This is a genomic window from Kineococcus anabasis (assembly GCF_054590795.1).
The window spans coordinates 620596-644950 of record NZ_BAAIHU010000001.1; the positions used below are offsets into that span (position 1 = coordinate 620596).

Annotated in this window: 26 protein-coding genes; 17 read left to right on the forward strand and 9 right to left on the reverse strand. The window is 76.3% G+C overall.

The annotated features are described in order from the left end of the window. The gene (locus tag ACYQBY_RS02835) at positions 1-294 is read right to left on the reverse strand and encodes a CDGSH iron-sulfur domain-containing protein (RefSeq protein WP_459642455.1); all 294 of its coding nucleotides are present in this window, start codon (positions 292-294) and stop codon (positions 1-3) included. 134 nt (positions 295-428) lie between these two features. Here ACYQBY_RS02835 and ACYQBY_RS02840 point away from each other — a divergent pair, with 134 nt between their 5' ends. The 4 genes from ACYQBY_RS02840 to ACYQBY_RS02855 are packed head-to-tail and all read left to right on the forward strand — an operon-like array spanning position 429 to position 5005. Further along, positions 429-1436, forward strand: coding sequence for an iron-containing redox enzyme family protein (locus tag ACYQBY_RS02840; RefSeq protein ID WP_459642456.1), 1008 nt, complete (start codon positions 429-431; stop codon positions 1434-1436). 1 nt (position 1437) lies between these two features. Next, complete coding sequence (locus ACYQBY_RS02845) at positions 1438-2502, forward strand: glycosyltransferase family 2 protein (RefSeq protein ID WP_459642273.1); 1065 nt, start codon at positions 1438-1440, stop codon at positions 2500-2502. A gap of 5 nt (positions 2503-2507) precedes the next feature. Continuing rightward, entirely contained in the window at positions 2508-4301 is a 1794-nt protein-coding gene (treZ, locus tag ACYQBY_RS02850) for a malto-oligosyltrehalose trehalohydrolase (protein WP_459642274.1), read from the forward strand. Then, positions 4298-5005: an NUDIX hydrolase N-terminal domain-containing protein gene (locus tag ACYQBY_RS02855; RefSeq protein WP_459642275.1), complete on the forward strand. Its 708-nt coding sequence runs from the start codon at positions 4298-4300 to the stop codon at positions 5003-5005. The genes treZ and ACYQBY_RS02855 overlap by 4 nt, the downstream gene beginning before the upstream one ends. Positions 5006-5029: 24 nt before the next feature. Here ACYQBY_RS02855 and zapE read toward each other — a convergent pair whose 3' ends face one another. Beyond that, the gene (gene zapE / locus ACYQBY_RS02860) at positions 5030-6097 is read right to left on the reverse strand and encodes a cell division protein ZapE (protein ID WP_459642276.1); all 1068 of its coding nucleotides are present in this window, start codon (positions 6095-6097) and stop codon (positions 5030-5032) included. A gap of 229 nt (positions 6098-6326) precedes the next feature. On the opposite strand from zapE, the gene ACYQBY_RS02865 reads away from it, so the two are divergent. Then, positions 6327-7235: a sulfurtransferase gene (locus ACYQBY_RS02865; RefSeq protein ID WP_459642277.1), complete on the forward strand. Its 909-nt coding sequence runs from the start codon at positions 6327-6329 to the stop codon at positions 7233-7235. Continuing rightward, positions 7235-7705, forward strand: a complete 471-nt coding sequence (locus ACYQBY_RS02870; RefSeq protein WP_459642278.1) for a SufE family protein — start codon at positions 7235-7237, stop codon at positions 7703-7705. Before ACYQBY_RS02865 ends, ACYQBY_RS02870 begins: the two co-directional genes overlap by 1 nt. Positions 7706-7777: 72 nt before the next feature. Here ACYQBY_RS02870 and ACYQBY_RS02875 read toward each other — a convergent pair whose 3' ends face one another. Together ACYQBY_RS02875 and ACYQBY_RS02880 are read right to left on the reverse strand one after the other, a co-directional pair. Then, positions 7778-8311, reverse strand: a complete 534-nt coding sequence (locus ACYQBY_RS02875) for a hypothetical protein (protein WP_459642279.1) — start codon at positions 8309-8311, stop codon at positions 7778-7780. Positions 8312-8500: 189 nt separating this feature from the next. After that, complete coding sequence (locus ACYQBY_RS02880) at positions 8501-9712, reverse strand: alpha/beta hydrolase family protein (protein ID WP_459642280.1); 1212 nt, start codon at positions 9710-9712, stop codon at positions 8501-8503. Positions 9713-9804: 92 nt separating this feature from the next. Between ACYQBY_RS02880 and ACYQBY_RS02885 the strand changes: the two genes are divergently transcribed. The 6 genes from ACYQBY_RS02885 (at position 9805) to ACYQBY_RS02910 (ending at position 15328) form a co-directional block, all read left to right on the forward strand. Beyond that, entirely contained in the window at positions 9805-10287 is a 483-nt protein-coding gene (locus ACYQBY_RS02885) for a hypothetical protein (RefSeq protein ID WP_459642281.1), read from the forward strand. A 62-nt stretch (positions 10288-10349) separates the two neighbouring features. Next, a complete protein-coding gene (msrB, locus tag ACYQBY_RS02890) occupies positions 10350-10775 on the forward strand; it encodes a peptide-methionine (R)-S-oxide reductase MsrB (RefSeq protein WP_459642282.1) in 426 nt (141 codons plus the stop codon). A 71-nt stretch (positions 10776-10846) separates the two neighbouring features. Next, positions 10847-11590, forward strand: a complete 744-nt coding sequence (locus ACYQBY_RS02895; RefSeq protein WP_459642283.1) for a FadR/GntR family transcriptional regulator — start codon at positions 10847-10849, stop codon at positions 11588-11590. A 308-nt stretch (positions 11591-11898) separates the two neighbouring features. Next, a complete protein-coding gene (locus ACYQBY_RS02900) occupies positions 11899-12789 on the forward strand; it encodes a phosphogluconate dehydrogenase C-terminal domain-containing protein (RefSeq protein ID WP_459642284.1) in 891 nt (296 codons plus the stop codon). A gap of 18 nt (positions 12790-12807) precedes the next feature. Further along, positions 12808-13632, forward strand: a complete 825-nt coding sequence (locus tag ACYQBY_RS02905; RefSeq protein ID WP_459642285.1) for a sugar phosphate isomerase/epimerase family protein — start codon at positions 12808-12810, stop codon at positions 13630-13632. A 412-nt stretch (positions 13633-14044) separates the two neighbouring features. After that, positions 14045-15328, forward strand: coding sequence for an MFS transporter (locus tag ACYQBY_RS02910; protein WP_459642457.1), 1284 nt, complete (start codon positions 14045-14047; stop codon positions 15326-15328). A gap of 118 nt (positions 15329-15446) precedes the next feature. On the opposite strand, the gene ACYQBY_RS02915 is transcribed toward ACYQBY_RS02910, so the two are convergent. Next, positions 15447-15650 (reverse strand): hypothetical protein, encoded by a 204-nt coding sequence (locus ACYQBY_RS02915; RefSeq protein WP_459642286.1) that lies wholly within the window; start codon positions 15648-15650, stop codon positions 15447-15449. Between the two features lie 159 nt (positions 15651-15809). Beyond that, positions 15810-16595 (reverse strand): SDR family oxidoreductase, encoded by a 786-nt coding sequence (locus ACYQBY_RS02920; RefSeq protein WP_459642287.1) that lies wholly within the window; start codon positions 16593-16595, stop codon positions 15810-15812. Between the two features lie 204 nt (positions 16596-16799). On the opposite strand from ACYQBY_RS02920, the gene ACYQBY_RS02925 reads away from it, so the two are divergent. Continuing rightward, the gene (locus ACYQBY_RS02925) at positions 16800-17174 is read left to right on the forward strand and encodes a hypothetical protein (RefSeq protein ID WP_459642288.1); all 375 of its coding nucleotides are present in this window, start codon (positions 16800-16802) and stop codon (positions 17172-17174) included. A 44-nt stretch (positions 17175-17218) separates the two neighbouring features. Here ACYQBY_RS02925 and hemQ read toward each other — a convergent pair whose 3' ends face one another. The 3 genes from hemQ to hemE are packed head-to-tail and all read right to left on the reverse strand — an operon-like array spanning position 17219 to position 20387. Then, positions 17219-17917: a hydrogen peroxide-dependent heme synthase gene (gene hemQ, locus ACYQBY_RS02930; RefSeq protein ID WP_459642289.1), complete on the reverse strand. Its 699-nt coding sequence runs from the start codon at positions 17915-17917 to the stop codon at positions 17219-17221. Then, complete coding sequence (gene hemG, locus ACYQBY_RS02935; RefSeq protein ID WP_459642290.1) at positions 17914-19359, reverse strand: protoporphyrinogen oxidase; 1446 nt, start codon at positions 19357-19359, stop codon at positions 17914-17916. The genes hemQ and hemG overlap by 4 nt, the downstream gene beginning before the upstream one ends. A gap of 2 nt (positions 19360-19361) precedes the next feature. After that, on the reverse strand, positions 19362-20387 hold the full coding sequence (hemE, locus tag ACYQBY_RS02940; RefSeq protein WP_459642458.1) for a uroporphyrinogen decarboxylase: 1026 nt from the start codon (positions 20385-20387) through the stop codon (positions 19362-19364). 220 nt (positions 20388-20607) lie between these two features. Here hemE and ACYQBY_RS02945 point away from each other — a divergent pair, with 220 nt between their 5' ends. The 4 genes from ACYQBY_RS02945 to ACYQBY_RS02960 all read left to right on the forward strand — a co-directional run bounded on the left by ACYQBY_RS02945 (position 20608) and on the right by ACYQBY_RS02960 (position 24355). Then, positions 20608-21198, forward strand: coding sequence for a DUF3000 family protein (locus ACYQBY_RS02945; RefSeq protein ID WP_459642291.1), 591 nt, complete (start codon positions 20608-20610; stop codon positions 21196-21198). Positions 21199-21435: 237 nt separating this feature from the next. Beyond that, entirely contained in the window at positions 21436-22038 is a 603-nt protein-coding gene (locus tag ACYQBY_RS02950; RefSeq protein WP_459642292.1) for a response regulator transcription factor, read from the forward strand. Between the two features lie 78 nt (positions 22039-22116). Continuing rightward, positions 22117-23418: an HRDC domain-containing protein gene (locus tag ACYQBY_RS02955; RefSeq protein ID WP_459642293.1), complete on the forward strand. Its 1302-nt coding sequence runs from the start codon at positions 22117-22119 to the stop codon at positions 23416-23418. 94 nt (positions 23419-23512) lie between these two features. After that, positions 23513-24355: a hypothetical protein gene (locus ACYQBY_RS02960; RefSeq protein ID WP_459642294.1), complete on the forward strand. Its 843-nt coding sequence runs from the start codon at positions 23513-23515 to the stop codon at positions 24353-24355.

Genomic DNA, 24355 nt, shown 5'->3' on the forward strand with positions numbered 1-24355 from the left:
TCAGCCCCGCGGCAGACCCCGCTCCTGCGGGGAACCGCTCCCCTGTTCCGGGACCCGGCGCTGCGCGCCCACCCTGCCGCGCACCTTGTGCGCGCCGTCGCAGTACGGCGCGATGCCCGAGCGCCCGCAGCGGCACAGCGCGACCGTCGCCCTGCGGCGCTGCACCGGTTCACCCTCGGCGTCGACGATGCGCGCCGGGCCGCGCACCAGCAGCGGGCCGTCCGGGCACACCGAGATGGTCACCTGCTCGTCCCTGCCCGCGGGTGCGGTTGCCGCATCGGAGAACTCGTCCATGCTCAGACAATGACGTACCCGTCGCAGTTGCGCAGAAGGAGAACGACGTTTCGATGACCGCGACCCTGCCCGCGTCCGCCGTTCCCGAGATGCCTGCCGTCCTGCCGGATCCCGCGCACGCGACGGCCCCCCGCATGCCGCTGCCCGCCGCGCGCGGGCCCCTCAGCTCCGCCCTCCTGGCCGTCCTGAGCGGCAGCCGCGCCCACGAGGACGGCGAGTTCGCCGCGCTCGCGCGGATCGCCGTCGCCTGTGACGACGTCGTGACCGACGAGGACGTCCAGCTCAGCCTCACCCTGCTGTACGAGCTGCACTACCGCGGCCTGCGCGGCGTGGACGACGCCTGGGAGTGGGACCTCGACCTCATCGCGGCGCGGCGGGTCCTGGAGGCGGGGTTCGAGCGCGCGCTGCGGGAGCTGGTGGAGGTTCCCGAGGCGGACGCCCGGGACGTCGCCGAGACGCTGTTCACGATGGCCGCGGAGGACACCGGTCCCCCGCTGTCGCGCCACCTGTGCCGCACCGCCTCCCTGGAGCAGTTCCGGGAGTTCCTGGTGCACCGCTCGGTGTACCACCTGAAGGAGGCGGACCCGCACACGTGGGCCATCCCGCGCCTGTCGGGGGTGCCCAAGGCCGCGCTCGTGGAGGTGCAGGCCGACGAGTACGGCGGCGGGCGCCCCGACCGCATGCACGCGGCGCTGTTCGCCCGCACGATGCGTGCCGCCGGCCTGGACGACACCTACGGTGCGTACGTGGACCGGGTTCCCGCCACCACGCTCGCCGGGACCAACGCCATGTCGATGTTCGGGCTGAACCGCCGCCTCGTCGGGGCCATCGTCGGCCACCTCGCGGTGTTCGAGATGACGTCCTCGATCCCCAACAGGCTCTACGGCAACGGCATGCGACGGCTGGGTTTCGACGAGGACGCCACGTGGTTCTTCGACGAGCACGTCGAGGCCGACGCCGTGCACGAGCAGATCGCCGGGCGCGACATGGCCGGGGGCCTGGCCCGGCAGGAACCGGCCCGCGCCGCGGACGTCCTGTTCGGCGCCGCGGCCTGCCTGGCGCTGGACGCCGTCGCCGGCCGGCACCTGCTGGAGTGCTGGGAGGCGGGAGGCAGTTCGCTGCGGCCCGGCACCGGGAGCTGACGTGTCCGCACGCCTGGACCTGGAGGTGGTGGTCCCGCTGCGGTGGGGCCCGGACGGGCCCGTGCGGGAGATGACGGGATACCTCCGCGCCCTCTCCCGCGTGGTGGACGTCACGGTTGTGGACGGCTCGGCGCCCGCGGAGTTCGCGGTGCACGCGGCGGCGTGGGGGTCCTGCGCGCGTCACGTGCCGCCGGAGCCGTGGCCGGGGCGCAACGGGAAGGTGGCCGGGGTGGTCACCGGGGTGCGCCTGGCCCGGCACGAGCACGTCGTCGTGGCCGACGACGACGTGCGCTGGGACGAGGCCGGGCTGCGGCGGATCGCGGGACTGCTGGAGCGCGCGGACGTGGTGCGGCCGCAGAACGTGTTCTGCCCCGCGCCGTGGCACGCGCGCTGGGACACCGGCCGGACGCTGCTGAACCGCGCGGCCGGCGCCGACTACCCGGGCACGTTCGGCCTGCGGCGCAGCACCTTCTGCGCGACGGGCGGCTACGACGGCGACGTGCTGTTCGAGAACCTGCAGATGCTCCGCACGATCCGCGCGGCCGGCGGGGTGGAACTGCGCGCACCGGAGTTGTTCGTGACGCGGCGCCCGCCGACGACGCGGCACTTCCTCGGGCAGCGGGTGCGGCAGGCCTACGACGACTTCGCCCAGCCCGGCCGCCTGCTGTGGGAGGCGAGCTGGCTGCCCGCGCTCGCGCTGGCGTGGCGCCGGCCCCGCCGGGGTGCGGCCGCGACGGCGCTGGCGGCCGGTGCGGCGGTGGCGGTGGCCGAGGTGGGCCGGCGGCGGCACCGCGGGCGGGAGGCGTTCGGTGCCGCGGCGGCGCTGTGGGCGCCGGCGTGGGCGGCCGAGCGCGCCGTGTGCGTGTGGCTCGCGATCGGCGCCCGGGCCCGCGGCGGGGTCCGCTACGGCGGTTCCCGGCTGCCCTCCGCGACCCGCCCGCCCGTTCCGCGCGCACCGCTGGCACCGCCGCCCGCCGCCCCGGCCGGGGCCGCCGGCACGACCGCCGGGAGCGGCGTGCACCTGCCCGCACCGGGTCGCGGGCCGGTGCCTTCTCCGACAGGGTGAGCCCCATGGTTTTCGCAGTGTGGGCTCCGGACGCGGAGCGCGTCGAACTGGACGTCGACCACGGGCAGGGGTTCCGGACGGTGCCGATGCGGCGCACCGACGACCCCCGCCCGGGGTGGTGGGGCATCGGCGACGAGGAGGCCGGCGGACCGGCCGCGGAGGGGGTCCTGTACGCCTTCCGCATCGACGGCGGGGACCCGACCCCCGACCCCCGCACCGGCTGGCAGCCCGACGGCGTGCACGGCCCGAGCGCCGTCCTGGACACCGCATCGTTCCGCTGGAGCGACTCCGGCTGGGCCGGGCGCGACGCGCGGGGCGCGGTGTTCTACGAGATGCACGTGGGCACCTTCACGCCCGAGGGCACGTTCGACGCGGCCGCCGCCCGGCTCGACCACCTGGTCGACCTCGGTGTGGACGTGGTGGAGGTGCTGCCGGTCTCGGCGTTCGACGGGCGCTGGGGCTGGGGCTACGACGGCGTCGCGCCGTACGCGGTGCACCAGCCCTACGGCGGCCCGCACGCCTTCGCCCGGTTCGTGGACGCCTGCCACGCACGGGGTCTGGCCGTCGCGCTGGACTGCGTCTACAACCACCTCGGCCCCAGCGGGAACTACCTCTCGCGGTTCGGCCCGTACTTCACGGACAAGCACGACACCCCCTGGGGGCAGGCGGTGAACCTCGACGACACCGGCTCGCACGAGGTGCGCCGCTGGATCGTCGACAACGCCCTGCGCTGGTTCCGGGAGTTCCACGTCGACGCCCTGCGCCTGGACGCGGTGCACGCCCTCGTGGACGACTCCGGGCAGCACGTCCTGGCGCAGCTCGCGGAGGAGACCGCCGCCCTGTCGGCGGAGCTGGGCCGGCCCCTGTCGCTGGTGGCCGAGAGCGACCTCAACGACCCCGTCATGGTGACGCCCACGGCCGAGGGGGGCCAGGGCATGACGGCGCAGTGGGACGACGACGTGCACCACGCCCTGCACGCGCTGCTGACCGGCGAGCGCCAGGGCTACTACGCCGACTTCGGCTCCCCCGAGGTCCTCGCCACCACCCTCACCGAGGCGTTCTGGCACGCGGAGCGGCACTCCAGCTTCCGCGGCGAGGTGTGGGGGAAGAAGGTGGACCGCGAGCGCACCAGCGGGCACCGCTTCCTCGGCTACCTGCAGACCCACGACCAGGTGGGCAACCGCGCCGTGGGTGACCGCATCGGCGCGGCGCTCTCCCCGGGCCGGCTGGCCGCCGGTGCGGCGCTGTACCTGACGGGCCCCTTCACGCCGATGGTGTTCATGGGCGAGGAGTGGGCGGCGAGCAGCCCGTGGCAGTTCTTCACCGACTTCCCCGACCCCGAGTTGGGGGCGGCGGTCAGCAAGGGCCGCCGCTCGGAGTTCGGCGAGCACGGCTGGAACGCCGAGGACGTCCCGGACCCGCAGGACCCCGCCACCCGTGAGCGCTCGGTGCTGCGGTGGGAGGAGATGGGGCAGGAGCGGCACGCGCGCGTCCTCACCTGGTACCGCGACCTCATCGCCCTGCGGCGCGCGGAGGAGGACCTGCGCGACGGGAACCTGGCCGCCGTGCGGGTGGACGTGCAAGCGGGTTCCGGTGAGGGTGACGACGGCTGGCTCGTCGTGCACCGCGGGAGGTTCCGGGTGGTGGTGAACCTCGGCCCCGCGCGGGAGGTCCCGCTGGATGCCCCCGCGGCGCGGGTGGTGCTGGCGACGACGGACGAGGGCCCCGGCGGCGCCGAGCCCACCGCGGGCGGGGTGCGGCTGTCCGGTCAGGGCGTCGCCGTCGTCGCGCTGTCGTGAGCACGCCTCCCGGCGTCCCGGCGCCGCCGGAGGAGGCGGGGCAGGTCGCCGCCGAGGACCTGCCGCCCGGCGAGCGGGTCCGCCGGGCGGCGGTGCTGCTCGCCGGGCTGGCGCAGTCCGGCCTGGCGTTCACCGTGGGGAACCCCGCCAAGGACTACGACACCTCCCGGTACCGCCTGATGGGGGAACTGGCCGCGGAGATCCTCAGCGCCCAGTCGGGCCTGCCCCGGGAGGAGCTGCTCCTGGAGCTGGGGCGCGACAGCGGCTACGCCACCCCGAAGGTCGACGTGCGCGCCGCGGTGATCGACGGGTCCGAGCGGTTCCTGCTCATGCGCGAGCGCAGCGACGGCCTGTGGTCCCTGCCGGGCGGCTGGGCGGACCCGGGCGACCGGCCGGGGCAGGCCGCGGAGCGGGAGGTGCTGGAGGAGACCGGCCACCCGGTGCGGGCCGTCAAGCTGGTCGCGGTGTGGGACCGCGACGCCCGCGGGCACACCCCACCGCTGCCGGTGGCCGTGCACAAGCTGTTCTTCCTCTGCGAGCCCGCCGGGCCCCCGCAGGCCCCGCAGGCGCTGGAGACCCTGGAGGTCGGCTGGTTCGGCATCGACGAGCTGCCGCCGCTGTCGCTGGGCCGGGTGCTGCCCGCAGAGCTGGAGACGGTCCTGGCGCACCACCGCGACCGGTCCCTGCCCACGGAGTGGGACTGAGCGCTCGGCGCCGCCCGCGGCGGCTCAGCCCCGCAGGGCTGCGCCGTTGCGGGCCAGGGCCGAGAGCCGCGAGACGGCCCGCAGGTACTTCTTGCGGTAGCCGCCCGTCAGCAGCCGCTCGGTGAACAGCGCGTCGAACGGCACCCCGGAGGCCACCACCGGCACGTCGCGGTCGTACAGCCGGTCGGCCAGCACCACCAGCCGCAGCCCCACCACGTCGTCCGCGACCGTGGTGACGTCCCGCAGGCACACCAGGGAGACGCCCTCCACCATCGCCCCGTAGCGGCTGGGGTGCACCCGCGCCAGGTGCGCCTGCAGGTCCGCGAACACGTCGCACGTCGCGCCGGGGTGCGTGCGGGCCACCTCGGCCACCTGCTCGGGGGCCAGCGGGTCCGGCGCGGGCGCCAGGCCGCGGTGGCGGTAGTCCTCCCCGTCCACGCGCAGCACCTCGAACTGCGAGGCGAGGGCCTGGATCTCCCGCTGGAAGTCCTGCGCCGCGAAGCGCCCCTCACCCAGCGCGTCGGGCAGGGTGTTCGACGTGGCCGCCAGCTTCACCCCGGCGTCCACCAGCTCCCGCATCAGGCGGGACATCAGCACGGTGTCGCCCGGGTCGTCCAGCTCGAACTCGTCGATGCACACCAGCGCGTTGCCGGACAGCGCCTGCACCGCCGGGGCGAAGCCGAGCGCACCCACGAGGTTGGTGTACTCCACGAAGGTGCCGTACGCCGCGGGGCGCCCGCCCTCGGTGGCGACCTGGTGGAACAGCGAGGACAGCAGGTGGGTCTTGCCGACGCCGAAGCCGCCGTCGAGGTAGCGCCCCGAGCTCCCGGGCTCCTCGCCGCGCCCGCGGCGCAGGAAGCCCAGCAGGCCGCCCCCGCCCGCGCGGCGGCCCGCGGCGACCTCCTGCCCGAAGGCGCCGAGCCGCCGCACCGCCTCGGCCTGCGAGGGCTGCGCCGGGTCGGGCACGTAGGTGCCGAAGCGCACGTCCCGGAAGCGGGGCGGCGGCACCAGCTCGGCGACGAGCCGGCCCGGCTCGACGTGGGGGTCGCGGTCGGCGAGGCGGGCCGCGGGGGCGCGGTCGACGGCGGTCACCCGTCGAGCGTAGGCGCACCCGCGCCCCGCCCCGGGACGCCCCCGCCTCGCCCGCGCGGGCCTGCGGCCGGGCCGGGCCCCGCACGGGGCCGGGCGCGGGCGGCGCGCGCAGGGCCCGCGGTCTGGGACACTCGGCGCGCGGGGAACGCCAGGGCACGTCGTGGTGTTGCCGCACGTCAGCAGGACGAGGACCAGCACGAGACCAGCACGACGACACCGGAGGACATCCGTGGCCCTGCCCCACGACCCCGACGCGAAGCTCGCCGAGTACGCCTCCCCGGAGCGGCTCGTCACCACCTCCTGGCTCGCCGAGCACCTCGGTGACGAGGGCCTCGTCGTCGTCGAGAGCGACGAGGACGTCCTGCTCTACGACACCGGGCACATCCCCGGCTCGGTGAAGGTCGACTGGCACACCGACCTCAACGACCCCGTCACCCGCGACTACGTCGACGGCGAGGGCTTCGCCCGCCTGATGTCCGCCAAGGGCATCTCCCGCGACACCACCGTCGTGATCTACGGCGACAAGAACAACTGGTGGGCCGCGTACGCGCTGTGGGTGTTCACCCTCTTCGGCCACGAGGACGTGCGCCTGCTCGACGGCGGCCGCTCCAAGTGGATCGCCGAGGAGCGCGAGCTCACCCGGGACGTGCCCGAGCCCGCCGCGACGGAGTACCCGGTCGTGGAGCGGCGGGACGCGCCGATCCGCGCGTTCAAGGAGGACGTGCTCGCCCACCTCGGCGGGGCGCTGGTCGACGTGCGCTCCCCGCAGGAGTACACCGGCGAGCGCACCCACATGCCCGACTACCCGCAGGAGGGCACCCTGCGCGGCGGGCACATCCCCGGCGCCCAGTCCGTGCCGTGGGCGCGCGCGGCCGCCGATGACGGCAGCTTCAAGGCCCGCGCCGAGCTGGAGGCGATCTACCAGCAGGAGAAGGGCCTCTCCCCCGACGAGGAGGTCATCGCCTACTGCCGCATCGGCGAGCGCTCCTCGCACACGTGGTTCGTGCTGACCCACCTGCTGGGGTTCGGCAGGGTCCGCAACTACGACGGCTCCTGGACGGAGTGGGGCAACACGGTGCGGGTGCCGATCGCCGTGGGCGAGGCGCCCGGCGAGGCCCCGCAGAAGGGTGGGAAGTGATGGTGAACCTGACCGGGCCGGACACCGAGGGCCTGTCGCCGAAGTTCGCGGAGATCGTGGAGGAGTTCCACTCCGTCTCCGAGCGCGACCGGCTGAAGCTGCTGCTGGAGTACTCCGACGGGCTGCCGGCGCTGCCGGCGCGCCTGGAGGGGCACCCGGAGCTGCTGGAGAAGGTCGAGGAGTGCCAGTCGCCGGTGTTCGTCAGCGTCGAGATCGACGACGCGGACCGCACCCACCTGCACTTCTCCGCGCCGCCGGAGGCGCCCACCACGCGGGGCTTCGCCGGGGTGCTGCGCGAGGGCCTGGAGGGCATGCCCTCCGAGGAGGTCCTCGCGGTGCCGGACGACGTGTGCGCGCGCCTGGGCCTGACCGCGGCGATCAGCCCGCTGCGCCTGCGCGGCATGACGGGCATGCTCGGGCGCGTCAAGCGGCAGATCCGCGCGCAGAAGGCCGCCGCGCAGGCCGGCTGACGCCGGGACCGGAACGGGGGGGGGCCCCGGGGACGCTGCGTCCCCGGGGCCCTCGCCCGTCCGTGCGCCCGCTCAGAGGGCCGGCGCGGCGCTCGCCGTGGGGGTCGGCCCCGCGGTCGGGGTCTCGCTCGGCGCCGGGGTGGGGGCCGGGGTCTCGGTGGGGGCCGGGGTGGGCGTGGCCTGCGCGGAGGAGGCGTTGACGCGCACCGCCGTGAAGGCACCGGCGGCCGTGGTGCCGAGGACGGTGACGCGGTCGCCGACGACGACGTCGGCCAGGGTCGCGGGCGCGTCGTCGCGCTGCACGCGGGCGTCCTTGCCGAGGACCACCGTCAGGGGCTTGTCGCGCAGCGCCTTGTCCCTGCCGCCCTTGACGGTGAAGGTCAGGCCGTCCGCGGCGACGGCCGTGACGACCCCGCCGGCGGTGAACTTCACGGTGGCCTTGCGGGGCTTCTTCGCCTGCTTGGCCGGCTTCTCCTTCTGGGCCGCGACGGCGGCGGTCCCGCGCTGTGCGTGCTGCCCGCCCGCGGCGAGCGCCGCGCCGCCCGCGGGCAGGGTGAGCCCGAGGACGAGTGCGGCGACGACAGCGGTCCTGGTGGTGGTGCGCATCCGTGTTCCCCCATCGGTGACCGGGCCGCCCCACGACACCTCTGCGGGTGCGGCGGGGCCCGTGGTTCCGCGGGCCGGTTCGCCCGCGTCCCCTGCATCGGCCCGATCCGGGCGCCGGGAGAGCACCGCGCGGCACGCTCCACCCGAACGGCCGCCCCACCCCCGGACGCCGGTCCCGGGGACCGGCCCTCAGGACGTCAGCACCCCGTGCCGCGTGAGGAACGCCACCACCGCCGCCTCCCACGCGGCCGGGTCGAGGTTCCACTCCTTGGTGTGCAGCACCCCGCTGCTCGGCACGTGCGTCACCAGGTCCGGGCGCGCCTCGGCCAGGCGCCGGGAGGGCCCCGACGGCACCACCTCGTCGTCGTCGCTGTGCAGCAGCAGGATCGGCAGGTGCAGCTCCGCCGCGCGGGTCACCCAGTCCATGCGGCGCAGGTCCACCGGCCCGTCCACGCCCACCAGGCGCCGGGCCTGGGGGTGCCCCAGCAGGCGCAGGCCGTACCGGCCCAGCCCCACCGGCAGGCGCAGCCGGCGGGCCTGGTGGTCCAGCACCTCGAACCAGTCCAGCACCGGCCCGTCCAGCACCAGGGCCGCCACGCGCTCCGCCAGCGGCGACTGCGCCACCAGCTGCAGCACGATCGCCCCGCCCATCGACCAGGCCACCAGCACCACGCGCTGCGCGCCGCGCGCCAGCGCCAGTTCCACGGCCGCCTCCACGTCGCGCCACTCCGTGTCGCCCAGGCCGTAGCGGCCCGCCGGTGAGGACGGGCCGTCCGCGTCGTTGCGGTAGCTCGGCACCAGGACGTCCAGGCCGGCGCGGTGCAGCACCGGCACGGCCCGCAGCGCCTCCTCCCGCGTCGCGCCGCGGCCGTGGACGAGGACCGCGCACGTGGGCACCGGAGGCCCCGCCGCGCCCGGTGCCCGTGCCGCGCCCACCCACCAGGACGGCAGGTCCCCCACCTCCGAGCGCACGAGCACGTCCTCGTGGGCGATGCCCAGGGCCGTGGACGGCGTGCCCTCATGGAAGTACTGGTTCCAGCGCGCCCGTCCGGGCACCGCCGCACCGCGGTCCACGCCCAGCAGCGCCCGCGTCACCCGCCCGTCCCGCTCGGCGAGCACCTCCCCCACCCGCAGGTGCCCGCGCCCGCGGCGGGTCCACACGCCGTAGCGGCCCGGGGCGCGCGTCTGCGCGGAGGCGGCCAGCGTGACGGTCTCCCCCGTCACCGCGAGGACCCGCACGTCGTCGGGCCGGTGCCGCACCGGTGTGACGACGATCCGGGCGATCAGCGCCGCCAGCCCCGTGGTCGCGACGGCGGCACCCGCGACGGCACCGGCGCCCACCGCCGCCACGACGAGGGGGCCGGCGGCCCGGCGCGGCGGGCGCGCTCCTGCAGCAGCCATGCCCCGATCATCCCCCAGCCGCCGGGCGCGCGGGCAGCGGCGTCGGTAGCGTCGGGGCCGACGGCGCGGCGGCACCACCGGAGGAGACTGGCATGGCGGAGCGGGTCGTGGTCCTGACGGAGGAACCCCTGGGCGCGGGCGACGTCGCGCGCCTCGCCGCGCTGCACGAGGGCGAGGACCTCGCCTGGACGGTCCTCGTGCCCACCGACACCCACCGCAGCGTGCTGGCCGACCTCCTGGACCACCTCAGCCTCGGGGAGCTGCGCGCCGCCCTCGACACCGTCCGCGGCAGCCGGCACGCCGAGCACCCCGAGCCCGGCGAGACGCTGGTGCGCTCCCTGCAGTCGATGCACGAGGCGGGCCTGCACGCGGTCGGCACCACCACCGGGCAGGACCCGCTGCCGGCGCTGCGCGAGGCCGTCGCGGACGGGGAGCAACCCGCGCGCGAGGTCGTCGTGGTCACCCGCATGCACGCCGTGGAGGACACCTTCCACCGCGACTGGGCCTCCCGGGCGCGGGCCGAGCTGGGCGTGCCCGTGCTGCACGTCTACGCCGGGACCGCCCGGGTCGTCTGAGGAGGGCGGCCACCGCGGGGAGGAACCGGAACACCCGTCCCCCGCCGGGAGTTGCACCGGTCGTGACCACCGAGCAGACCGGCCGCTACCCCGTCCAGAAGAGCGACGAGGAGTGGCGCGCGCAGCTGAGCCCCCTCGAGTACCAGGTGCTGCGGCTGGCGGGCACCGAGCGGCCCTTCACCGGGGAGTACGAGGACACCACCACCGAGGGCGTCTACGCCTGCCGGGCCTGCGGGGCGGAATTGTTCACCAGCACCGTGAAGTTCGCCTCGCACTGCGGCTGGCCCTCGTTCTACGACGCCAAGGACAACGACGCGGTCGAGCTGATCCAGGACCGCTCGCTGGGCATGGTCCGCACCGAGGTGCGCTGCGCGAACTGCGGCTCCCACCTGGGGCACGTGTTCGAGGGCGAGGGGTACCCGACGCCCACGGACCAGAGGTACTGCATCAATTCCGTGTCCCTGAAGCTGCGCCCCGCCCGCGCGTGAGAGGCGGTGCCGCGGGGCGCCGGCCCCCTGCGGCACGGGGTGGGTCGCAGGCCCCGCACTAGCATGGGCGGATGCCTGCCTACCCCGCGGACGACCCCGCCCTCGTGCAGCTGGAGCTGCAGGCGCTCCCGCGGGGCACGGCGGTCGCCGAGGTGGCCAAGCAGCTCACGTCCTTCCTGGTGTCGGGGCGGTTCCAGCCCGGTGCGCGGCTGCCCCCGGAGCGGCAGCTGGCCGAGTCCCTCGGCGTCGGCCGCTCAGCGGTGCGCGAGGCGCTGGCGGCGCTGGAGATCCTCGGCATCGTCACGGTCCGGCCGGGTTCGGGCACCTACATCCGGGACAGCATGTCCGAGCTCCTGCCCACGACCCTGAGCTGGGGCCTGATGCTGGCGGCCTCGCACACGGAGCAGCTGGTGGAGCTGCGCGGTGGGCTGGAGGTGCAGGCCGCGACCCTGGCGGCCGAGCGCATCGACGACGCGGGCGTCGCGAGGCTCACCGCCCACGTCGAGGTCATGCGCGAGCACCTGGACGACCTGCCCGCCTTCATCGAGGCGGATGCCCGCTTCCACCTGCAGATCGCCGTCAGCTCCGGCAACTCGGTCCTCAGCGACCTGCTGCAGAGCGTGCGCTCGATGCTGCGGCTGTGGGTGGAGCGCGGCCTGACGGAGCGGGAGCAGGCCGAGGCCGCCTGCCGGGAACACCAGAGGATCCTCGAGACGATCGCCGCGCGTGACCCGGAGGCGGCCGAGACGGCGATGCGGGAGCACATGCGCACCGCCGGGCAGCGCCTGGCGCAGACCCTCGGCGACCACGCGTAGCAGGCGCCACCCGGACCGCCGTCCCGTCCTACCCGCGGGCGGGGTCGTCGCGCACCGGTGACCCACCCCCGCTGCTGGGACGACTCCGCGCCGGGAATTGGTCAACCGGTTGACATCATGCCGGTGGAGGGTCAGGATGAGCGAGAGCCACCGGAGCGTGGCGAGCAGGACCGCCCGGCGAGGTCGCCGGGCGGGCAGCCGGGATCGCGGCACGAGCGTCGCCCCCGCCCCCTCGCGCGCAGCACCCTGCGGGCGCACGCCCCGGGCACGAGCCCACCCGAGCACCCGACCTGCCACAGGAGAACGCGATGACCGTGCAGCAGACCGACCCGCGGACCGACCAGCAGACCCAGCCGCTCACCGTCACCGTCGTCGGCGCCGGGGGGAAGATGGGCATGCGGGTCTCGGCGAACCTGCAGAAGAGCCCCTTCGCCGTCCGGTACTGCGAGAACTCCCCCCGCGGCCGGCAGGCCCTGACCGAGCTCGGGCGCGAGGTCAGCGACACGGACGAGGCGGTGACCGACTCCGACGTGGTCATCCTGGCCGTGCCCGACGTCGTGCTGGGCGCCGTCTCCGAGCACGTGGTGCCCCTGATGCGACCCGGCTCCATCCTGCTCACCCTGGACCCGGCCGCCGCCTATGCGGGCCTGCTCGCCCGGCGCGAGGGCGTCGCCCAGGCCGTGGCGCACCCCTGCCACCCCTCGGTCTTCCTCGAGCGGCGCACCGACGAGGAGTACGCGGACACCTTCGGCGGCATCGCCGCCCCGCAGGAGGTCGTCGCCGCCCTGGAGGTTGACGACGAATCGGTGCGCGCCAGGGCCGAGGAGGTCATCACCACGATCTACGCACCGGTGATCCAGGTCCACTGGGTGAGCGTGAAGCAGCTCGCGGTCCTGGAGCCGACCCTCGTGGAGACGATCGCCTGCATGATCGGCGACCTGCTCAAGGAGGCGCTGCACGAGACCGTGCACACCGCCGGCGTCCCCGCCGAGGCCGCGCGCGCGATGCTGTGGGGTCACGTCGGGATCGCGCTGACCAACGCCCTGCGCGGCTCGAACCCGTTCTCCGAGGCCTGCCACGTCGCCATGGACTACGGCCGCGAGTCGATCGTGCGCGAGGACTGGAAGAAGGTCTTCCGCGACGAGGAGCTGGACGCCGTGATCGCACGGATGCTCAAGATCGACGCCGTCCGCCGCTGACCCGGCGGAGCTGACGGCGTGGCGATCGGGCTGAGCACGTACGCGTTCTTCTGGCGCACCTCCTCGCGCGCGGAGAACCCGATGTCCCTGCCGGACGTGGTGGAGGCGACCCGCCGGGCGGGGCTGGAACTGCTGCAGATCTGCGACGACCCACGACTGGCGGAACTGGGTGCCGCCGGGCTGCGGGAACTGCGGACGGTGGCGGAGGCGGCCGGGGTGGCGCTGGAGGTCGGCACCCGCGGCCTGGGACAGGACCACCTCCTGCGCCACCTCGAGATCGCCGCGGCGCTCGGGGCCCCGCTGCTCAGGACGATGCTCACGAGCGGCACGGACCGCCCGGGGCCGGAGGAGGCGGCCCGCCGCCTGCGCGACGTCCTGCCGGAGTTCGCGGCCTCCGGGATCACGATCGCACTGGAGACCTACGAGCAGGTCCGCAGCGGGGACCTGCTCGCCCTCGTCGAGGCGATCGACCACCCCCGGCTCGGGATCTGCCTGGACCCGGGGAACACCGTCGCCGGGCTGGAGCGGCCGGTCGACGTGGTGGAGCGCCTGGCGCACCGCACCGTCAACCTGCACGTCAAGGACTTCGGTTTCGCGCGGGCCGAGGGCTGGGTGGGGTTCGAGCTCACCGGCCGCCCCCTCGGCGAGGGTCTGCTCGACCTGGGGCACCTCCTCGCGACCGTCCGTCCCGACGAGCGCGGCATCAGCCAGATCGTGGAGCACTGGCTGCCCTGGCAGGGCGACGCCGGCACCACCTGCCGCGCGGAGGAGGAGTGGACGCGGCGGTCCGTGGACGTCCTGCGCGCCGCCCGGCGCCACCCGGCGCCCCAGCACGCCTCCTGATCCGCCACCCCGTGCCCGCACAGGCTGCACCGCAACGGATCCAGCGCCACCGCCCGCCGCGACGGGGTTCTCCGGGGTGCCGGCCGGGCGGCGCCGCGGGGGCCGGCGCCGGGCGGGTACCGGCTGCGGCGCCCACGGGCACCCGCCTCGCACAATATTGGTCAACCGGTTGACTCGTTGTCGCCGAGCGAGCACACTCGTTCCCAGAGGGACACCGCTGCACCGGAGCAGCGCTCCCCGCACCACCCACACCGCAGGACTCCCCCCGCGATCCTGTGACGCGCTGCTTCCGGAGCCCGAGAGTCGTTCTTCCCCACCCTGAGGAGTTCCCGTGGACGCGGTCGTCGCACCAGCGGTCGAGAGATCGGCCATCCGCAAGGTCGCGATCCGGCTCGTGCCGTTCGTCGCCCTGATGTTCTTCATCAACTACCTGGACCGGACCGCGATCTCCTTCGCCGGCCCGAACGGGATGAACGACGACCTCGCCCTGTCGGCGGCCCAGTTCGGCTTCGCCTCGGGGGTCTTCTTCATCGGCTACATCCTGCTGGAGATCCCCAGCAACGTCGCCCTCGCCCGGTTCGGCGCCCGCCGCTGGCTCTCGCGCATCATGGTGAGCTGGGGCATCGTCGCCCTGCTCTTCACCTGGGTCGACACCGCGGGTGGGCTGTACTTCCTGCGCTTCCTGCTGGGCGTGGCCGAGGCCGGTTTCTTCCCCGGGGCGATCCTCTTCCTGTCCCTGTGGGTTCCCGCGGCGCACCGCAGCAGGATCCTCGCGCTGTTCTACCTGGCCCAGCCGCTGACCACGGTCATCGGCGCACCGCTCGCCGGTTCGCTGATCGCGGCCGACGGGGCGCTGGGGCTGAGCGGCTGGCGCTTCATGTTCCTGTGCGTGGCGGTCCCCGCCATCCTCGTCGGCGTGGTCGCGTGGTTCTACCTCAGCGACAGCCCCGCCCAGGCGAAGTGGCTGACCGCGGAGGAGAAGACCTGGCTGATCTCCGCCCTGGACCGCGAGGCGGCGACCAAGGTCCACCACAGGGCCAACGTCGGCATCGGCTCGGCCCTGACCAGCGGCCGGGTGTGGACGCTGGCGCTGATCTACTTCGGGTTCATCTACGGCCTGTACGCCCTGGCGTTCTTCCTGCCCACCATCATCGACGGGTTCCAGCAGCAGTTCGGCACCGAGTTCACCCTGCTGCAGCGCGGCCTGATCACGGCGATCCCGTACCTGCCCGCCGCCGTCGTGCTGTACCTGTGGTCGCGGGACGCCACCCGCCGGGGACTGCGCACCTGGCACCTGGCCGTGCCCGCGGCGGTTGGCGGCGTCAGCATCCCCGTCGCCCTGTTCATGGACTCGCCGGCCGCGACCGTGGCCGTCATCACCGTGACCGCCTGCTCGATCTTCGCCGCCCTGCCGAACTTCTGGACCCTGCCCGCCCGGTTCCTCTCCGGCGCGGCCGCCGCCGCGGGCATCGCCCTGATCAACACCGTGGGCAACCTGGGCGGTTTCGCGGCCGGCTACGTGACCGGCTGGCTCAGCGACCTCACCGGCGGCTACGTCGTGCCCATGTTCGTGGTGGGCGGCCTGATGCTCTTCTCGTGCCTGCTCGTGGTCCTGCTCGCCCGCCACGGCGACGACCGGGCACCCCGGCCCGAGCCCGGGGTGGAACTCGGCGCACGCGCGCTGACCGGCGACTGAGAACCCGGCGGGCGACCGCCGCGGCGTCGCACGCACGACGACGGGCCGGTCGCGGGAGCGGTGGTGAACGCTCCCGCGGCCGGCCCGTCGCGCGGGTGCTCCCGGCGGACCGGCCCGCTCAGCCCTCGCCGAGGTCCGGCAGCGTCACCGGGTCCAGTTCGTCGCGCCACTGCCGCTCCCCGCAGCGCTGGCAGGGCGGCACCACCGTGAGGATGCGGCACTGGATGATCGAGAAGACGCGCACCGCGCCGCAGAACCCGCACCAGTGCTCGTGCCGGTGACGGGGGTCCATGCACCCGTTGCCTGGCTGCCCGCTTCTCATGCCGCCTCCTGCGTCGTCCGTGCAGGCAGCGTCCGTCACCGGAGCGCGGGAGCGGGCACGCGCGGCGGGATTTCACGCGGGCGGGGCACACGGGAGGCCGGTTGCGTCGCGCGACGACTACGCACCGTCGCGTGATGCGCTCCCGGCCAGGCGCGGGACTCAGGCGGAGAAACCGCCGTCGCAGGTGAGGAGCCGGCCGTTGACCCAGCCGCCCTGCGGGGAGCAGAGGAAGGCCACGAACTCCGCGACGTCCCGCGGGGTGCCGACCCGGCCCAGGGGGGTCCGCCGCGCCCCCGACTCCCGGATCTCCTCGCTCATCCAGCCCGTGTCCACGGGTCCGGGGTTGACGACGTTCGCGCGCACGCCGAGGTGCGCGAACTCGCGGGCGGCGGCCAGGACGATCCGGTCCAGCGCCCCCTTGCTCGCCCCGTAGGGCACGTTGCCCACGACGTGGTCGCTGGTCAGGGCGACGATGCGGCGCCGGTCGTCCGCCCCGCGCGCCCGCAGGCCGAACTCCCGCAGCAGCAGCCACGTCGCGCGGGCGTTGACGGCGACGTGGCGGTCGAAGCTCTCCACGGTGGTGTCCAGCAGGCCGCTGTCCACCGACTCGCAGTGGCACAGGACCAGGGCCTGCACCTCGCCGAACGCCTCCGCGGCCCGGTCCAGGACGAGGGCGGGCGCGGCCGGGTCGGACAGGTTGGCCTCCACGGCCAGGACCTGCGCGCCCTCGGCGCGCAGGAGCTCCGCGATCGCCGCCGGGGCGCCCGGCTCCGGGCCCCAGGGCATCCGCTCGTCGTAGGCGCCCCAGTACGTGAGGGCGAGGTCCCAGCCGCCGGCCGCGAGCCGCCGGGCGATGCCCGCCCCGATGCCCCGGGTGCGGCCCACCCCCGTCACCAGCGCGACCGGGCGGGCGCCCACCGCGTCGTCGTGCCCGCCGTCCGCCACAGGCCACCCCCGTCCGCTGCCGCTGCCCGCGCCGCTGCCGGCGCGAGGCTACGCGGGCGCTGCGCGGGCCGGCACGCCCTTTTCCGCCCGGCTCCCCGCCCGGTGCGCGGCGGCGCCGGGTGCGGGTCGTGCGCGGGCCGCCGGGCGGTGCCGCGGGCCGCCGCCCGGCGTGCGGCGACCGGCGGCGCGCGGCAGGGTTGGACCATGAGCGCAGAGATCCCCGACAACGGCATCGACCCGGAGCTGGACGCCCTGAACGACCCCGACCTGCGCCAGCACGACAGCCAGATCGGCGGCGAGGACCAGCCCGGCAACCCGGCGGACCCGCACGGCCTGACGAGCGACACCCTCGACGGTGACGAGGAGGACGAGACGTTCGAGCCGGACTACACCCTGTCGAACGCCACGGGGCTGCTGATCACCGAGGACGACCCGGACAACGAGACCATCGAGCAGCGCCTCGCCCAGGAGGAGCCGGACGTCGGGGACATCGGCGCCGCCAGCACCGGCCCCGACCACGTCGCGGAGGCCGACACGTTCGACGCCAACGTCGTGGACAAGCAGGTCGGGCACGGCTGAGGGGAACCGGGCCCGGGTCCGGGCACGGACCCGGGCCGGACGCGTCAGGGCAGCGCGGCGACCAGCTCCGCCAGCGGCACCCGCGGGCCGGTGAAGAAGGGGACCTCCTCGCGCACGTGCCGGCGCGCCTCGGTGTTCCGCAGGTCCCGCATGAGGTCGACGATGCGGTGCAGCTCGTCCGCCTCGAACGCCAGGATCCACTCGTAGTCCCCGAGGGCGAACGCGGAGACGGTGTTGGCCCGCACGTCGGGGAACGGCCGGGCCGCCAGGCCGTGGTCGCGCAGCATCTTGCGGCGCTCCTCCTCGGGGAGCAGGTACCACTCGTAGGAGCGCACGAACGGGTACACGCACACGTACCCGCGGGGCTCCTCGGCCGCCATGAACGCGGGGACGTGACCGCGGTTGAACTCCGCGGGCCGGTGCAGGCCCACCACCGACCACACCGGCTCCAGGTGCCGACCCAGGTGGGTGCGGCGCAGCCGGCGGTACGCCTCCTGCACGAGCTCGACGTTGTCGGCGTGCCACCACACCATCAGGTCGGCGTCGGCGCGCAGCCCCGCCACGTCGTAGAAGCCGCGCACCACCAGACCCTTGCCGGTGAGCTCGTCCAGCAGGGCCTGCACCTCCGCGGCGCTGCCCGCGCGGTCCTCGCCGAGGGAGCCGGAGGCGGCGAACACCGACCACATCGTGTACCGGATGCTCTCGTTGATCTCCTGCGCGGAGGGGGTCGTGCTCTGCGTCATGCCCCCATCCTCCCCCGGCCCGCCGCGGCGGCGGCGCCAGGGTTCGCCGCGTCCAGGGCGGCCCGCACCTGCGCGGCGGCGCGCGTGGCTGCGGCGATGCACGCGGGCACGCCCACCCCGTCCAGCACCGACCCGCAGACGGCGAGCCCGCCGGCCTCCGCCACGGCCGCCCGCAGCCGCGCGACGCGGCCGGTGTGGCCGACGGCGTACTGCGGCAGCCCACCCGGCCAGCGCGTCAGCACCGCGTCCACCGGGTGCAGCTCCCGCCCCAGCAGCACCGAGGCGTCGGCGGTCGCGGCGCGCAGCAGGTCCGCGTCCTCCCGGTGCAGCACGTCCTCCCCCGCCCGGCCCAGGGACACCCGCAGCGCCCGCACGTCGGGGCGCTGGGCGCGCACCCAGTCCCACTTCGACGCCGACAGCGTCAGCGCCTTCGCCTGCAGCCCCTCCGCCGCGCCCTCCACGGGCGGCACGAGGACACCGGAGCCGGCCAGGCCCTCGAGCTGTGCGGCCGGGACGGCGAGGGTGGCGATGGCCATGCCGGCGGTCCGCACGCCCGCCAGCTCCCGCGCGGCGCCCGGCACGGCGCGGGCCAGCAGCCGCGCGGCGACCGGCGCGGGCACGGCGAGGACCACCGCGTCGGCGTCCAGGGCGCCGCCCGCGGTGCGCAGCGACCAGCCGGCCGCGGTGCGCTCCAGGGCCTCCACCGCCGTTCCGCAGCGCACGGTGCCCCCCGCGGCGAGCAGCGCCGCCCGCACCGCGGCGGGCAGGCGCGCCACCCCGCCCCGGATGCCCGCGAACACCGGCCCCGCCCCGGCGGCGGGGGCGCGGTCGCGGACGGCGTGCAGCAGGGAGCCGCCCCGCACCGCGTGCGCCCACAGCTGCGGCGCGGCGGCCTGCAGCGACAGCTCGGCGGCGTGCCCGGCGTACACCCCGCCGAGCAGGGGCTCCACCAGCCGCTCCACCACGGCCGGGCCCATCCGGGCGGCGACGTAGTCGGCGACGGCCACGTCGGCCTCCAGCGGCGGCGCGGGCAGGTCCGGCTCGGCGGCGACGCGCGCCGCGGCCCGCGCCCCCAGCAGGGCCTCGACGTCCCCGGCGCTGCCCGGCACGCCGAGCAGCGTCCCGGCGGGCAGGGGGTGCAGCCGCCCGCCGGCCCGCACGCGTGCGCTCGTGGTGGCCGGGGACACCAGGTCCGCGGCCAGGCCGACCTCGCGGGCCAGCTCCACGGCCTCGGGGCGGCGCGCCAGCAGGGACTCCGCACCGGTGTCGACCACGATCCCGGCGACCTCCGCGAGGTCGAGGACCCCGCCGGTGCGCGGTGCCGCCTCCAGCACCACCACCTCCGGCGCCGCGGGCCCGGAGGCCAGGCGCAGCGCCGCCGTCAGGCCGCTGATCCCGGCGCCGACGACGACGACGCGCGGGCGCGGGCGCGGTTCCGGCACGTTCAGCCCACCGGCTGCCCGAGGCCCGCCGCGTCCGTCCGCGCCGGGCCGGGCTCCCAGGCGTGCACCTCGTCCACGACGCGGCGCAGCACGTCGGGGTCCGCCGTGGGCGGCACGCCGTGGCCGAGGTTGAACACGTGCCCGGGGGCGCGCCCGCCCGCGGCCAGCACGGCCCGCACCCGCTCCAGCAGCACCTCGGCCGGCGCGAACAGCAGCGCCGGGTCGAGGTTGCCCTGCACCGCCACCACGGCCCCGCCGGCGCCGCGGGCCCGGCGGGCGGCCTCGTCGAGGGGGACGCGGAAGTCGACGCCGAGGACGTCCACGCAGGCGCTGCCCGCGGGGGCGGCCATGTCGGCGAGGAGCTCGCCGGTGCCGGTGCCGAAGTGGGTGCGCGGCACCCCGAGGTCGGCGACCGCGGCCAGGGCGGCGGCGGAGTGCGGGGCCACGAGGGCGCGGTAGTCGGCGGCGGACAGCGCCCCGACCCAGGAGTCGAACAGCTGCACCGCCGAGGCCCCGGCCTGCACCTGGGCGCGCAGGAACGCCCCGGAGATCTGCGCGAGGCGGGCCAGCAGGTCGTGCCACAGCTGCGGGTCGCCGTGCGCCATCGCCTTGGTGCGCAGCAGGTCCCGGGAGGGACCGCCCTCCACGAGGTAGCTGGCGAGGGTGAAGGGGGCGCCGGCGAAGCCGATGAGGGGCGTGGCGCCCAGCTCGGCGGTGATCAGCCGGACGGCGGCGGTGATGTGCTCCAGCTGCTCCGGGTGCAGCTCCGGGAGGCGGTCCAGGTCGGCGCGGGTGCGGATCGGCTCGGCGATGACGGGGCCGGTGCCGGCGACGATGTCGAGGTCGACGCCGACGGCCTCCAGCGGCACGACGATGTCGGAGTAGAAGATCGCCGCGTCCACGCCGTAGCGGCGCACCGGCTGCAGCGTGATCTCGGTGACGAGCTCGGGGCGCCGGCAGCTCTCCAGCATCGGCACGCCCTGGCGCACCGCGCGGTACTCCGGCAGCGAGCGCCCGGCCTGCCGCATGAACCAGACGGGGACGCGGTCGGCCGGGAGACCCCGGCACACCTGCAGGTACGGCGAGGTCGGCGGCACCCCCCGATCGTCGCACGCACCCCGGACGCCGCCCGCCCGGCCCCGCGCCGGGCGGGCGCGGGGCGGGCGCGGGGAGGGCACAGGGCACGGATCGGTCACGTCGGCGCGCCGCGCCACCGCGGCGCCCCGCGCGCTGCCTATGGTCGTCGCCGTGAACGTGCCCCGCGTCCCCGGCCCCCGGCTGACGGCGTTCGACCGGGCGGTCGCCGAGATGCTCCAGGTCCGCCTGCGCGCGGAGGTCACCCTCGGCGAGGTGCCGCCGCCCGCCCGGATCGCGCCGCGTGCCGCCGCCCTGGCCGGTGACGTCGTGGTCGGCGACGAGGAGGTCGCGACCGGCCGGTTCATCCTCCTGCACGACGAGGCCGCTCCCGAGGAGTGGGGCGGGCAGTTCCGCGTCGTGGCCTACGTCCGCGCCGACCTGGACCCCGAGGTGGGCGCGGACCCGCTGCTGGGCGAGGTGGCCTGGTCCTGGCTGGAGGACGGGCTGGCCGAGGCCGGGGCGCTGGCCACCGGCGCCGGCGGGACGGTGACGCGCGTGCTGTCGGAGGGTTACGGGGCGCTGGCGGACCGGCCGGCGTCCGTGGACGTGGAGGTGCGCGCCTCCTGGACACCCGTGCCCGACGCCGACGGCGAGGTGGCCGTGGAGGGGCACCTGCGGGCGTGGGGGGCGCTGCTGTGCGCGGTGGCGGGTCTGCCCCCGCTGCCCGACGGCGTGGCCGTGCTGGGGCAGCGGCTGCACTGAACCCGCGTCCGCTGACGCTCCGCAGAGGGCAGATCAGCGGAGCGCAACCGGTTTCCGGGCACCCGAGGAGCGCACCTACACTGTCGCGGCACCCATCGGGGCCGGTGCGCGGCTCCGAACGACAGTCCCCGCGCAACACCGGCGCACGCCGGATTGTCAAGTCCCCCGTACGGGCGACCGATGCACCTGGGGAGGGATCCGCAGGAGGCGGGTTCCCGTGTCCGCAGGAGGACTTCGATGACTGCCCTCGTGGAACGCCCCGGCATGGCGGTGCCCTCGCGGCTCGGTCGGTTCGCGGCGCTGGTGGCCGTCGCGGACCCCGCGACGCGGGAGTCGGTGACCCGCACGCTGCGCCTGCTCGGTGCCGCGCACGTGGACCACGCGACCAGCGTCGCGCAGGCCCGTGCTCTCGCCCGCACCGGCCCCCGCGCCCTGTTCGTCGCCGACGCCGGTCTGCCCGACGGCTCCGGCGCCGCCCTGGTCTCCGAGCTGCGCGCCGCCGGCTGGAACCGCTGCGTCGTGCTGTCCACCAACGCCGACCCGTTCGCCGTGCGCGGCGCGGTCGCCGCCGGTGTGCGCTGCTACCTCGTCACCAGCCGCCCCGAGGGTGCCGGTCCCGACGCCCGCCAGGGCGACAACGGGGTCGACAGCCTCTCCGAGCGGGAGATCGAGGTGCTCCAGCACGTCGCCGACGGCCGCTCCAACAAGGACACCGGCGCCCTGCTCGGCCTGTCCGCCCTCACCGTCAAGAGCCACCTCGCCCGCATCGCCCGCAAGCTGGGCACGGGCGACCGCGCGGAGATGGTCGCCATCTGCCTGCGCGCCGGCGTCATCCAGTGACACCCCTCCCCGGCCGGGGCTGACCGGCCGGGGACCACCGCCCCCACGTCGCGCGCCCCCGGTGCGTACCGTGGGGGCGTGTCGTCGCACGGTACGCAGCAGCAGGGAGCCCCGCCGGACGAGGAGGCGCCCCCGCCGCTGCCCCTGCTGGACACCCCCTCCGGCGGCCTGCCCGACCTCGTCGTCGACGAGGCGGGCCTCGCGCAGGCCGTGGCCGCGCTCCGCGCCGGCAGCGGTCCCGTCGCCGTGGACGCCGAGCGGGCCTCGGGCTACCGCTACGGGCAGCGCGCCTTCCTGGTGCAGCTGCGCCGCGCCGGGGCGGGCACCGTCCTGCTCGACCCCACCCACCTGCCCGACCTGTCCTCCCTCGGGGAGGCGCTGCGGGACGTGGAGTGGGTCCTGCACGCCGCCAGCCAGGACCTGCCGTGCCTGGCGGAGCTCGGCATGCGGCCCGCGGTGCTCTTCGACACGGAGCTCGGCTCCCGCCTGGCCGGCCTGCCGCGGGTCGGGCTGGGCGCGGTCGTGGAGGAGCTGCTCGGCATCCGCCTGGCCAAGGAGCACTCGGCGGTGGACTGGTCGACCCGTCCCCTGCCGCGCCCGTGGCTGACGTACGCCGCGCTGGACGTGGAGGTCCTCGTGGACCTGCGCGACGTGCTGGCCGCGCGGCTGGCGGCGCAGGGGAAGCTGGAGTGGGCGCTGCAGGAGTTCGCGGCGGTCGCGGCGGCCACCCCCGCCCCGGCCCCGGCGGACCCGTGGCGGCGGGTGTCGGGCCTGCACGCGGTGCGCTCGCGCCGGCAGCTGGCGGTGGTGCGGGAGCTGTGGCTGGAGCGCGACGCGCAGGCCCGCGCGAAGGACACCTCCCCGGGCCGGCTGCTGCCGGACTCGGCGGTGGTGGCCGCGGCTCGCGCGATGCCCCGCTCGGCGCGGGACCTGCTGGAGCTGCCGGGGTTCAGGGGCCGGGCGGCGCGCAGCGGTGCGGAGCGGTGGGCCGCCGCGGTCGAGCGGGCGCTGGCCCTGCCGGAGGCCGAGCTGCCCGTGCACCCGCCGCGCGGTGACGGCCCGCCGCCGCCGCGGGCGTGGGCGCAGCGCGAGCCCCTGGCCGCGGCGCGCCTGGCTGCCGGCCGCGCGGTGGTGCAGCGCATCGCCGACGAGCGGGGGCTGCCCGTGGAGAACGTGCTGCAGCCCGACGCGCTGCGCCGCCTGGCGTGGGCTCCCCCGGACCCGGCCGGCCCCGCGGAGGTCGACGCGGCCCTGGCGGCCCGGGGCGCGCGTCCCTGGCAGCGGGAACTGGTCGCCGCGGCCCTCGCGGAGGCGTTCGCCGGTGCCCGCGCCGAGGACGTGCTGGAGGCTCCCGCCGAGGGCGGGGACCCGGAGGCCTGAGCTCCCCGCCCGGCCGGGGCGGCTCGTCCGATCGGACCAACCGGGGGCGTGGCGGACGGGGGCGTGCCCGGCACCGCGAACTAGCGTCTCCCCCGTGCCCCCCGGTCCGGACCTCGCCGCCCTGCGGCGCTGCCTGCTCGGCGTCGTGGTGCTGGACGACCTGGACCTGGAGCTGGGCGAGGACGGGGTGGGGGTTCCCGTGGCCGGCGGGGACCCGCTGGTGCCGTGGCCGGAGGTGGCCGCCGCGGTCGGGAGCCCGTCGGGGAGCGCGGGCGCGCCCGCCCGGCTGCGGGTGCGGGACTGGCTGCTGGCACACCGCGGCCTGCAGGAGGAGGCCGCGGCCGGCACGGACCCGTGGAACCTGCTGCTCCCGCTGGCGCTGCCCGTGGGTTCGGCCGCGCACCTGGGGGCGGCGTGGGCGAGCACGCGCGTGCTGGGCGGGGCGCTGGACCTGGGGCTCGGGGTGCGGGTGCCCTCCGCGGAGCCGCCGGAGGCGCGCGTGGTCCCGCTGCCGCGCCCGGTGGCGGCCCGGCTGGGGCTGGACGTGCTGCCGGGCGGCGCGCAGCCGCAGGGGGTGCTGTCGTACCTGGAGCGGATGGGCGGCTACGCGGCCTCGCGGTTGCGCCGGGACGAGGGTGTGCGCGGCGGTGACGTGCTGCGCCCGGTGGGTGGTTGCGACGTGCCGACGCTGCTGGCGTCGTCGGCCCTGCGGGACTTCCTCGCCGGCGGCGCGCAGGGGCTGCGGGCGGTGGCGGTGCCCATGCGGGACCGCGGCTGGTTCGACCTGGCCCGCATCGACCCGGCGTTCGTGGGGGCGGCGTGGTCGGCCACGGAGGTGGAGCGGCGCGGCTTCCCCCGGGCGCTGCTCGTCACCCGCGACGAGGTGGCGATGCCCGAGCCGCACGTCGACCTGGACCGGCGCTCGCTGCGGGTGTGA

Coding starts and splice junctions, on each gene's coding strand:
- ACYQBY_RS02840 (WP_459642456.1), top strand. CDS start 429: ATGCCGCTGCCCGCCGCGCGCGGGCCCCTCAGCTCCGCCCTCCTGGCC.
- hemQ (WP_459642289.1), bottom strand. CDS start 17,917: ATGACGCAGAGCACGACCCCCTCCGCGCAGGAGATCAACGAGAGCATC.
- ACYQBY_RS02870 (WP_459642278.1), top strand. CDS start 7,235: ATGGTGAACCTGACCGGGCCGGACACCGAGGGCCTGTCGCCGAAGTTC.
- ACYQBY_RS02910 (WP_459642457.1), top strand. CDS start 14,045: ATGTTCTTCATCAACTACCTGGACCGGACCGCGATCTCCTTCGCCGGC.
- hemE (WP_459642458.1), bottom strand. CDS start 20,387: ATGCGGCAGGCCGGGCGCTCGCTGCCGGAGTACCGCGCGGTGCGCCAG.
- ACYQBY_RS02880 (WP_459642280.1), bottom strand. CDS start 9,712: ATGGCTGCTGCAGGAGCGCGCCCGCCGCGCCGGGCCGCCGGCCCCCTC.
- ACYQBY_RS02925 (WP_459642288.1), top strand. CDS start 16,800: ATGAGCGCAGAGATCCCCGACAACGGCATCGACCCGGAGCTGGACGCC.
- ACYQBY_RS02900 (WP_459642284.1), top strand. CDS start 11,899: ATGACCGTGCAGCAGACCGACCCGCGGACCGACCAGCAGACCCAGCCG.
- ACYQBY_RS02835 (WP_459642455.1), bottom strand. CDS start 294: ATGGACGAGTTCTCCGATGCGGCAACCGCACCCGCGGGCAGGGACGAG.
- treZ (WP_459642274.1), top strand. CDS start 2,508: ATGGTTTTCGCAGTGTGGGCTCCGGACGCGGAGCGCGTCGAACTGGAC.
- ACYQBY_RS02915 (WP_459642286.1), bottom strand. CDS start 15,650: ATGAGAAGCGGGCAGCCAGGCAACGGGTGCATGGACCCCCGTCACCGG.
- ACYQBY_RS02875 (WP_459642279.1), bottom strand. CDS start 8,311: ATGCGCACCACCACCAGGACCGCTGTCGTCGCCGCACTCGTCCTCGGG.
- ACYQBY_RS02950 (WP_459642292.1), top strand. CDS start 21,436: ATGACTGCCCTCGTGGAACGCCCCGGCATGGCGGTGCCCTCGCGGCTC.
- ACYQBY_RS02895 (WP_459642283.1), top strand. CDS start 10,847: ATGCCTGCCTACCCCGCGGACGACCCCGCCCTCGTGCAGCTGGAGCTG.
- ACYQBY_RS02885 (WP_459642281.1), top strand. CDS start 9,805: ATGGCGGAGCGGGTCGTGGTCCTGACGGAGGAACCCCTGGGCGCGGGC.